4 protein-coding genes are annotated in these 10,470 nt (G+C 38.2%); 3 read left to right on the top strand and 1 reads right to left on the bottom strand.

Annotated elements, in window-relative coordinates:
• Positions 1-255 precede the first annotated feature (255 nt).
• The 3 genes from acnA (at position 256) to DM84_RS02430 (ending at position 8,501) form a co-directional block, all read left to right on the top strand.
• The gene (gene acnA / locus DM84_RS02440) at positions 256-2,859 is read left to right on the top strand and encodes an aconitate hydratase AcnA (RefSeq protein WP_250778167.1); all 2,604 of its coding nucleotides are present in this window, start codon (positions 256-258) and stop codon (positions 2,857-2,859) included.
• A 127-nt stretch (positions 2,860-2,986) separates the two neighbouring features.
• Complete coding sequence (gene putA, locus DM84_RS02435; RefSeq protein WP_250778166.1) at positions 2,987-6,127, top strand: bifunctional proline dehydrogenase/L-glutamate gamma-semialdehyde dehydrogenase PutA; 3,141 nt, start codon at positions 2,987-2,989, stop codon at positions 6,125-6,127.
• 346 nt (positions 6,128-6,473) lie between these two features.
• Complete coding sequence (locus tag DM84_RS02430) at positions 6,474-8,501, top strand: ankyrin repeat domain-containing protein (RefSeq protein ID WP_250778165.1); 2,028 nt, start codon at positions 6,474-6,476, stop codon at positions 8,499-8,501.
• On the opposite strand, the gene sdhA is transcribed toward DM84_RS02430, so the two are convergent.
• The gene (gene sdhA / locus DM84_RS02425) at positions 8,498-10,303 is read right to left on the bottom strand and encodes a succinate dehydrogenase flavoprotein subunit (RefSeq protein ID WP_250778164.1); all 1,806 of its coding nucleotides are present in this window, start codon (positions 10,301-10,303) and stop codon (positions 8,498-8,500) included. The two genes, DM84_RS02430 and sdhA, sit on opposite strands and share 4 nt — an antisense overlap.
• Positions 10,304-10,470 lie beyond the last annotated feature (167 nt).

Raw genomic sequence — 10,470 nt, 5'->3', positions numbered from 1 at the left:
AAATAGCTTCAATACTATAATAAGGGTAACGACGAAGGTTGTCAAGTAGTTTTTTAGTTCTGTTTTTATTGCTAAAAAATCTGAATTCAGCTAGCTACTAAAATTATTTTTTCTTTCATCAAACTTGACATGAAATAGTTAGGCAGGCTTGCCTCAGTTTACTGTTGACAATCAAGATTAAATATGTTCATCCTTGAAGTTCTTGCAGCAATGGTAGGATTGTGGGTCTTTTCATTTAAATAATGGTTGTACGTGATGAATAATTCTTTAAATTCAAAAACAATTTTAAACATTGACGGAAAGTCATATAGCTACTTTAGTCTTAGCGCTGCTGGTAGATTTTTAGGAATAGATCTAACTAAATTACCCTGTTCGCTCAAGGTATTGCTTGAGAACTTATTGCGTAATGAAGATGGAGTAGACGTAAAGTTGGATGATATAAAAACACTAGCAAGTTGCGTTGAGAAACACGTTGATCACGAAATTAGCTACAAACCAGCAAGGGTATTGATGCAGGATTTTACAGGAGTTCCCGCTATTGTCGATTTAGCGTCAATGCGTAGTTATATGAAAAAAAGCGGAGGTGATCCAAGCAAAATAAATCCGTCTGTACCGGTTGATCTTGTAATAGACCATTCTGTCCAAGTAGATAGTTACGCAAATGCTTCTGCATTTGGTAAAAACGTTGAACTGGAAGTAAAAAGAAATTTGGAGAGATATCAATTCTTGAAATGGGGCGAATCATCCTTCACAAATTTTAGGGTAGTGCCGCCTGGCACGGGAATTTGCCACCAAGTAAACATCGAGTATTTAGCACGAGTTGTATGTAGCGATAATGGAGTTGTATACCCAGACACCTTAGTTGGTACGGACAGCCACACTACTATGATTAATAGTTTATCGGTTCTGGGTTGGGGTGTTGGCGGGATAGAAGCTGAATCCGTGATGCTTGATCAGCCAATTAGTATGGTGATTCCAGAGGTAGTAGGATTTAAATTAATTGGAAAACTTGCAGAAGGAGTAACTGCAACTGATCTAGTGCTAACAGTCACAAATATCTTAAGGACAAAAGGTGTTGTTGGTAAATTCGTGGAGTTTTATGGTGACGGTTTGGATTATTTATCTGTGGCAGATAGGGCAACCATAGCCAATATGGCTCCAGAGTATGGTGCAACTTGTGGCTTTTTTCCTATTGATCAGAAAACACTAGATTATTTAAGCTTAACCGGAAGACCGGAAGAGCTGATTAAGTTGGTTGAAGTCTATGCAAAAGAGCAAGGACTGTGGCGAAGCAGTGACGAGTTGGCGTTTTTTGACATGCTGGAGCTTGATTTATCAAGCGTGGAGCCAGTAATGGCTGGCCCAAAAAGACCACAAGATAAGGTCTTTCTCTCACAAGTGGCAGAGTCTTTTTCTACATCATTTTCAATTAATGAGTCAAAGGAAAGTAATGTACTTCAAGATGGAAGTGTAGTTATTGCAGCAATAACAAGCTGTACCAATACTTCAAACCCAAGTGTGATGATTGCTGCTGGTCTTGTAGCACGCAGTGCAGTCAAACTTGGAATAAAATCAAAGCCTTGGGTTAAAACTTCTCTCGCCCCGGGATCACAAGTTGTAACAGAATATTTAGAAAAATCAGGATTACAGAAAGATCTAAATGCTTTAGGCTTTAATTTGGTTGGATACGGTTGCACAACCTGTATTGGAAATTCCGGTCCACTTGATGAAGATATAGAAAATGATATTAAAAGCAAAAACTTAACCGTCGCCGCGGTTTTATCTGGTAATCGCAATTTTGAAGGAAGAATCCATCCTTTAGTCAAAGCCAATTATTTAGCATCTCCACCACTTGTTGTTGTGTATGCACTTGCAGGTACTGTGCAGATTGACCTAACAAAAGATCCTATATGCAAAGATAAGGATGGAAACAACGTTTATCTCAAAGATATATGGCCAATGAACAATGAAATCGAAGATTGTGTTAAAAATGTGGTAACACGCGAGATGTTCATACAAAAGTACGAGAATGTTTTCTCCGGTGATGAACATTGGCAAAAGATAAGGTGTGGGAGAAGTGAAATCTACAACTGGAACGCGGAAAGCACTTATATACAGGATCCTCCTTATTTTGATAATTTATCGACGGAGAACGATAAAAATAACGTGGTCGACATAAAGGGTGCACGAATACTGGCAATGTTTGGCGACAGTGTAACTACTGACCACATTTCTCCTGCTGGAAATATTGCTTCAAATAGTCCTGCAGGTATGTATTTAAAAGATCTTGGAATTGAACCATGGGATTTCAACTCATATGGATCCCGTCGTGGTAACCACAACGTAATGATGCGTGGAACCTTTGCTAATATCAGAATAAGAAACGAAATGGTGAGCAATGAAGGTGGTTACACAAAACATATTCCTTCTCAAGAGACTATGTCAATTTTTGATGCAGCGATGCGGTACAAAGAAGAAGCTGTTCCATTAGTTGTTGTTGCAGGAAAAGAATATGGCACAGGTTCAAGCAGAGACTGGGCAGCAAAGGGTACTGCGCTGCTAGGAATTAAAGCTGTAATTGCAGAAAGCTTTGAACGTATACACAGATCCAACTTAGTCGGTATGGGTGTTCTTCCGCTTGCATTTCAAGATGGAGTAACCAGAAAAATATTTGATGGTAGTGAGATAGTGAGCATAAAAGGTAAAGTAGTGCCAAATGGAAATCTAGAATGTATCATCAAAAGAAAGGATAATTCAGAACAACCCATGCAACTTAAGTGCTGTGTACAAACTGCAACTGAGATGAAATACTTGATGAGTGGTGGAGTGTTAAGCTATATACTTGCGCAGTCTTCTTGAGTTAGCAAAGTCATTAACTAAGCTTTTTGAGTCGATTCTGGCCCTTTATTTAAATAATAATTTATTCTACGCAAAGTTATGATATAATTTCACCTTACATATGGTAAAGGGTGTTCTGTAGATAATTATGATCAGTTCTATACAAGAGCCTAACGAATTGCGAAAACGTTTGCAGGGATTTTATCGTACTGATGAAAAAAGTTGTGTACGTTATCTTGTAGAAAAAGCAGAACTTTCAGCTGATTCGAAAAATAGAATTTACAATATTGCAAAACAAGTTGTCGAAAAAATTAAAGGCAATAAATTAGATATTATAGATTCTTTTATGCAGCAATATTCGCTCTCCAATGACGAAGGAATAGCGCTGATGTGCCTTGCTGAATCACTACTTAGAATACCAGATGATTATACAATAGATGAGCTAATCAAAGATAAAATTGCCAATCAAGAATGGAGTAAACATTTAGGACGTTCCTCTTCATTGTTTGTTAATGCTTCTACATGGAGTTTAATGATAGGCAGTAGTATATTAAGGACCAGTGAGGAAGATCCAAGATTCTATCACGCTATTTCTAGGTTACTTAAAAATTTAGGGGAACCAGTAATCCGCAAAGCAGTGAAACAAGCAATGTTGATGCTTGGTAAGCACTTTATTGTTGGGAAAAATATAGAAGAAGCATTGGAAAGTGTAAAATCAGATGACCATGGCAAATTCTTATGTTCCTTTGACATGCTTGGTGAAGCTGCTCGTACAGCTGAGCATGCGGAAGAATATTTTAATTCATACATGTATTCGATAAAAGCTATAGGTGAATCCACTGACATAAATGATTGCTTTAGATCACATGGAATTTCAATCAAGTTGTCTGCATTGCATCCACGTTATGAATTCTGCCAATTTGGTAATATAGCTGAAGAACTGAAAACGAAGGTGCTGGAGCTTTGTCATGAAGCAAAAAAGTACAATATTTCATTATGTATAGATGCAGAAGAGTCAGAAAGACTTGAGATGTCATTAGTTTTATTTGAACAATTGCGTCTTGATGAATCACTTTCTGAGTGGGAAGGGCTTGGCTTGGCTGTGCAAGCGTATCAAAAACGTGCTTTGTCTGTTCTTGATTTTGTTGAAGATGTTGCTATTCGTTCAAAACATAAGATCATGGTGAGACTCGTAAAAGGAGCATACTGGGACTCAGAAATTAAGCACACACAAGAATTAGGGTTAAGTGGGTACCCAGTGTTTACTAGAAAAAGCTATACAGATGTATGCTACCTTGCCTGTGCACAGAAACTTTTAAGCAAAGCAAGTCACTTTTATCCATGCTTTGGAACTCACAACGCTTATACTTTTGCTACTATAATAGAGCTTGCCGATAAAAATCACCCTGGGTTTGAGTTTCAGCGCTTACATGGAATGGGTAAGGGCTTATATGATTATGTAATGTCAGAGCTCGCAACAAGTATAAATTGCCGTATATATGCACCGGTTGGTAAACATAGTGATTTATTGCCATACCTTATTAGACGTCTTCTTGAAAATGGGGCTAATAGCTCATTTGTCCATCAAATAAATGATTCCAACGTTAAAATTGAAGAGTTAGTTTCAGATCCATTGGAAAAAGCTAAAAGCTTAGAGTATGAGCCTCATCCAAGTATTCCATTGCCACAAGATATCTTTGGAGAAGAAAGGAAAAACTCCTTAGGGATGGATATTAGTGATTCAGTTACAGCTTTGCAATTTGCGAACGATATAAAAGAGTTTAGCGAAAAGAAATGGCAGGTTGGGCCGATAATTGACGGAGAGTCACTGTTTGACAGTACTGAATTTACCGAAGTGGTTAATCCAGCACATTTGGAAAACGTAATCGGAGAAGTGTCAAGTACAACAAGTGATCAAGCTTTAAACGCTCTTGAAATAGCACATAGTGCTTTTGCTAAATGGCAGAATGTTTCAGCAGAAGAGCGTGCTAGGTACCTTGAAAGAGCTGCCGATTTGCTTGAAGAAAGGATGAAAGAGCTAATTTATATTCTAATTGTGGAAGCAGGAAAGATTTTATCCGATGCGATAGCAGAAGTAAGGGAAGCAGTCGACTTTTTGCGCTATTATGCAATGATAGCAAAAAATGAATTGAATAGCTGGAAAAAATTGCCAGGTCCAACAGGTGAAGATAATTTTATCTTTTTTGAAGGCAGAGGGGTTTTTTTGTGCATATCACCGTGGAATTTTCCACTCGCTATCTTTATTGGACAGATTGCAGCCGCACTTGCAGCAGGTAATTCAGTACTAACAAAACCAGCAGAGCAAACGCCGATTATTGCTTGTGAAGCTGTTAAGATACTACACGAGGCTGGGATACCAAAAAACGCACTGCACCTCATTCCAGGAAACGGTCGGTATTTAGGTGAAACATTAATACCAGATAATAGAATTGCTGGTGTAGCTTTCACTGGTTCAACACAGACTGCTCACATAATTAATAGAACGCTTGCTAGCAGAGACGGCCCTATTGTACCACTCATTGCTGAAACTGGTGGATTAAATGCTATGATTGTTGACAGTTCTGCTCTCTTGGAACAAGTGACTGCAGATGTTTTAATTTCTGCATTCCGTAGCGCTGGTCAACGCTGTTCTGCACTTAGAGTATTATTTATTCAAGAGGATATAGCAGAGAAACAGATAAAAATGATATGCGACGCAGTTCAAGAATTAAAAATTGGTGATCCAATACAACTTAGTACTGATATTGGTCCAATAATTGACAAAGCATCTATTGATATGCTGAATAAGCACACGGAGAAAATGTCAAGAGATAAGGATTCAAGCCTTTTATCCAAGGTACCCATGAATACAAATTCTCATAATGGTTATTTCTTCCCTCCATATATTTATGAGATACAGAGAATTTCGCAATTAAAACAGGAAGTGTTTGGCCCTATTTTACATATTATACGTTTTAATAAGTCGCAGTTAAATAAAGTTATAAGTGATATAAACAGTACAGGATATGGGCTTACGTTCTCTTTGCAAAGCCGCATACAAAATCAGATCGATTTGATAAGCAAGAAAATGTCAGTTGGAAATGTATACATTAATCGCAATCAGATAGGTGCAGCAGTTGGCGTACAACCGTTTGGCGGTAGAGGACTATCCGGCACTGGACCAAAAGCTGGGGGACCTCATTATCTACAGCGTTTTTCTACAGAAAAAGTTGTGAGTGTCAACACTACAGCATTCGGCGGTAACACTACACTCATGTGCTTGGATTGATTTGCAGATATCTTCTTTCTTTTAAAAATGTTAGATGTATGGTCCCAGAATATGATGCGGGGCTGAGCATGTTTCGCAAGGTATTCCTAATTTACTTTAGCTATATTTATTATTTTTTAAGATTAAATGGTTAAAATAGTAGATAAATGCTAAAGTGAGGTTTAATTATGATGGCAAACTTTCCAATAGAAACTAGTGTTTTACCTTTCCACCTATATTTCGATTACACATACAACATTTAGCTCAATTTAAAAGTTTAATTCAATTCTAGTTGTCAGTTTAAGCAGAAAAAGCATCAATGCTGGCAACCAAGAAAGTACGTAGCTTTTAATATTGAGGGTTTGGTATGGGTATAGATCTAAGTGCACTAACTACTAATGCAGATAAATTAGACAAACACATAGATAAAAATGACAAGCAAGAACAGGATAAAAAAAACGAGCAATTGTATGGCGCTATAGAGAGAAAAGTAACAAAAGAAAAACATAAGCGCGAAAGGCCAAGAGGTCGAGATGGAACTATCAAGGAATGTAAAAAGTTATTCAAAGAAGGTGCCAGCCCTGAAGTATTAACTGAATTGGAAAAGTCGCTTAGAGGACAAAAAGAATATCATAGGTATTATGTTCAGTGTTTTCTTCCGGCATTGAAGAGAAAAATATCGAAAGAACTAGACCCTTTAGAAAAAGAGAAAATAGAACAGGTAATTTTTGAAGTTACTAGAAAGAGCAGCAATCAGAACCATTACAGTCGTAAAGATAGTCAAGACAGTGGAATTGGAAGTGATAACGATGATGAACGTCAAACTGATAATAGGAACGTTAACGATCGTTTATTGGAAGCAGCAAAACGAGGCAATAAGACAAAAATTAAGAAGCGTGTGCAAGAAGGCGCAGACATTAGCGCAAAAGATGGCAAAGGTAATAATGCTCTACACTATATTGCTGCTTTACCGCGAGGTAAGCAAAGAGTTGCGTGCTTAAATCTAATATTAAGTTTAGTGAAAAAGGAAGAAATATCTAAAGATAAACTTAGCGAAGCTATAAATCCTGAAAAAGGGCAAACACTAATACAAAAATTGCTATTTAATAAAATAACTAAGGAAGAGCATAGCTCTGAAAGTGTATCCGGAAAAGTTGGAAAATTTCTTAAAAGGCCATTTACAAAATATGATGATAATACAATAGAAGCTGCTATAAAGTTGTTTGAGTTAGGAGCTAACATTGGTGATTTGCAGTTATCCAAAGAAGAATTGCAGAACTTAGATAGAGAACATGAGAGGTATTATCTTAAATTCCTAGAAAAATTAGCAGAGTTGATAAAGAAACCTGAATTAAAACAAGAGATAAAAACACAAATTAAAAAAATTATAGCATATACTATCAATACTCCAGATAGTAATGATAATTATCTGTTACATTTAGCAATTAATAATTATGATAAAGGACTTTTTCAAGAACTATTGCAAAAAGGGGCGGATATTAACCTTAAGGATGCAAATGGCGATAACGCCTTACACCATATTGCTTCACTCAAAGGAGAGCAAAAAGTCATATGCCTGAAATTGATTTCAAGCTTAGTGGAAAAAGGATCAGTACCTAAAGAGAAGCTGAGTGAAGCTATAAATGCCACTAATAAAGAAGAACGAACACCCCTACAAGTAGCGCTAATAAAAAAGGCAGAAAAAGGCGAACACCTTTCACGAAAGAACACAATTTTTGATCCAGCAATTAATTATGACAATACAACAAAGTTTTGTGCAACATTGTTGCAAAATGGTGCCAATCCTAATTTTCTAGATTTAAAAGATGAAAAATTCCATACTGACAGTTACTATCTAGTTTTACGCGATTTAAAAGATTATCGTAAGACTCCACACACAACACAAGAAAAAGCCAGAGAAACCAAAGAGCAACTTGAGAAAAAATACAATATCAAAACTCCTCCAAGACAGTTGCAGAGTACTGCACAAAGTGTAGGCTCTAGTATAAAAGAAGCAGCATCTAATACAGGAAAAGCACTATCTGCTATTGCAAAATATATAGATCCAGCAAGTAGAATCCGCGAATTGTTGGCAATTACAATTACAGTAACTGTTATTGCTATGGCAGCGTTTGCATTTTTTCAGGGTCAGGTTGGAATTGGAGCAGCCATTCCTATCATAGCTGTTGCAGGAGTCGTATGCCTTACCTTAACTTTGGGATTTAGTGGTATTAAGAAGCTTTTTGAAAATTCAACTGACAAGGTAAAGAACCTTGTCGACAGTGATCAACAAAAGTCATCAGATCAACCAGAACATAAAAATCCTCCAAATTCTCGAATGAGTGACACGCACAGTGAGCCTCACAAGAAGTCGCAAGGGCTTACAGCCAACTAATAAACCCTCTTCTCCGGGGCGATGAAATCAATCTCATCGCTCAGAGTTTTTTCGGCGACTTTCTTGTAATTAATTTTTACATTGATTTTGCCTTTCTTTTCCTCGAGCCACGCCATAGTGTGTTTCATCCAGTCTTTATCATCACGCTCTGGGAAATCTTCACGAGCATGGGCACCTCTGCTTTCTTCGCGATTGGCTGCGCATTCCATAGTAATGACTGCTTGTGGAATCATGTTGGCAAGTTCCAGCGCTTCAACTAAATCACTGTTCCATATCATACTGTGATCTTCAATTGCAATGTTAGGCATCATTTTCGCTACTTCTTTTATAGCTTTTTTGCCTTCTTCCAAAACTTCAGCAATGCGGAACACGGATGCATATTTTTGCATAGTGTGCTGCATTTCGCTGCGTATTTTCGATACCCTTAGCTCTCCAGAAGCAAATCGCATTTTGTTGAACCTATCAACTATCCAGTCCGTGCAATCTGAGTGCAATTTTTTATGTGGCGCATTGGACTTTAGCTTCTCTTTTGCTCTGAGCGCTGCAGCTCTACCAAAAACTACGAGATCAAGAAGCGAATTAGAACCAAGTCGATTTGCACCGTGCACAGAAACACATGCTGCCTCTCCAATTGCAAACAATCCTTCTACTACTTCTTCCTTACCTTTCTTCAGCGTAATCACTTCTCCATGATAGTTGGTTGGAATGCCACCCATATTGTAGTGAACAGTTGGAATGACCGGTATTGGATCTTTAGTGACATCAACCCCTGCAAAAGTCTTTGCAGTTTCGCTAATTCCCGGAAGTCTCAACTTTATTACTTCCGGATCAAGATGCGCTATAGTTAAATATATGTGGTCTTTTTTTGGTCCAACGCCTCTGCCTTCTCTGATTTCAATTGTTATTGCCCGGCTTACCACATCACGAGAAGCCAAGTCCTTTGCTTTTGGTGCATAGCGTTCCATAAACCTTTCGCCCTGCGAATTAACGAGATACCCGCCTTCGCCGCGACATCCTTCCGTCATCAAACATCCTGAACCATATATTCCTGTTGGATGAAATTGCACAAATTCCATATCTTCAAGTGGCAATCCAGCTCTTACCACCATGCCATTACCATCGCCTGTACAGGTATGCGCGCTCGTCGCAGAGAAGTAAACACGCCCATATCCACCTGTTGCTAGCACTACCGAATGTGCACGAAATCTATGTAGTGTGCCGTCGCATAGTGACCAGGCAAGAACTCCGCAGCACGCCCCGGTTTCGTTATCCATGATTAAATCAATTACAAAGTATTCAACAAAAAATTCGGCGTTGAACCTAAGACACTGCTGATATAGAGTGTGAAGGATTGCATGTCCAGTCTTATCTGCTGCTGCACAAGTGCGTTGCGCTGATTTTCCTTTACCAAAGTGAGTTGTCATTCCACCGAAGGCACGCTGGTATATTTTGCCATCTTCTGTACGTGAAAAAGGTACGCCAAAATTTTCAAGCTCAATGACAGCTTTAGCAGCGTTTTTACACATATGTTCTATTGCATCTTGATCGCCAAGCCAGTCTGAACCTTTTATTGTGTCATACGCATGCCAGCGCCAATTGTCCTCAGCAATATTCCCTAAAGCCGCACTAATTCCGCCTTGTGCTGCAACTGTATGACTGCGTGTAGGGAAAATTTTAGAAATGCAAGCAACTGAAAAATTAGTTGCAGCCATTCCAAGTGTTGCCCTAAGCCCTGCTCCACCTGCGCCCACTACCACTACATCATACTCATGTTCTATGATTTCGTACGCTGATTTATCCATATTTGCTCATTTATAACCACAGGCTTATAATACCACGGAAGTGGAGAAAATCCATACAAGTTTTCTAGATACAATAAATTCCTCGCATATAAAACCAGTTTTAGTATATGCGAAAAAACTACTTGACAACCTTCGTCGTTACCCTTATTATAGTATTGAAGCTATTT

It is taken from the genome of Wolbachia pipientis (assembly GCF_023661085.1).
Classification (GTDB): Bacteria; Pseudomonadota; Alphaproteobacteria; order Rickettsiales; family Anaplasmataceae; genus Wolbachia.
The sequence above is the reverse complement of the archived record's forward strand: the minus strand, read 5'-3'. Positions and strand labels throughout refer to the sequence as shown.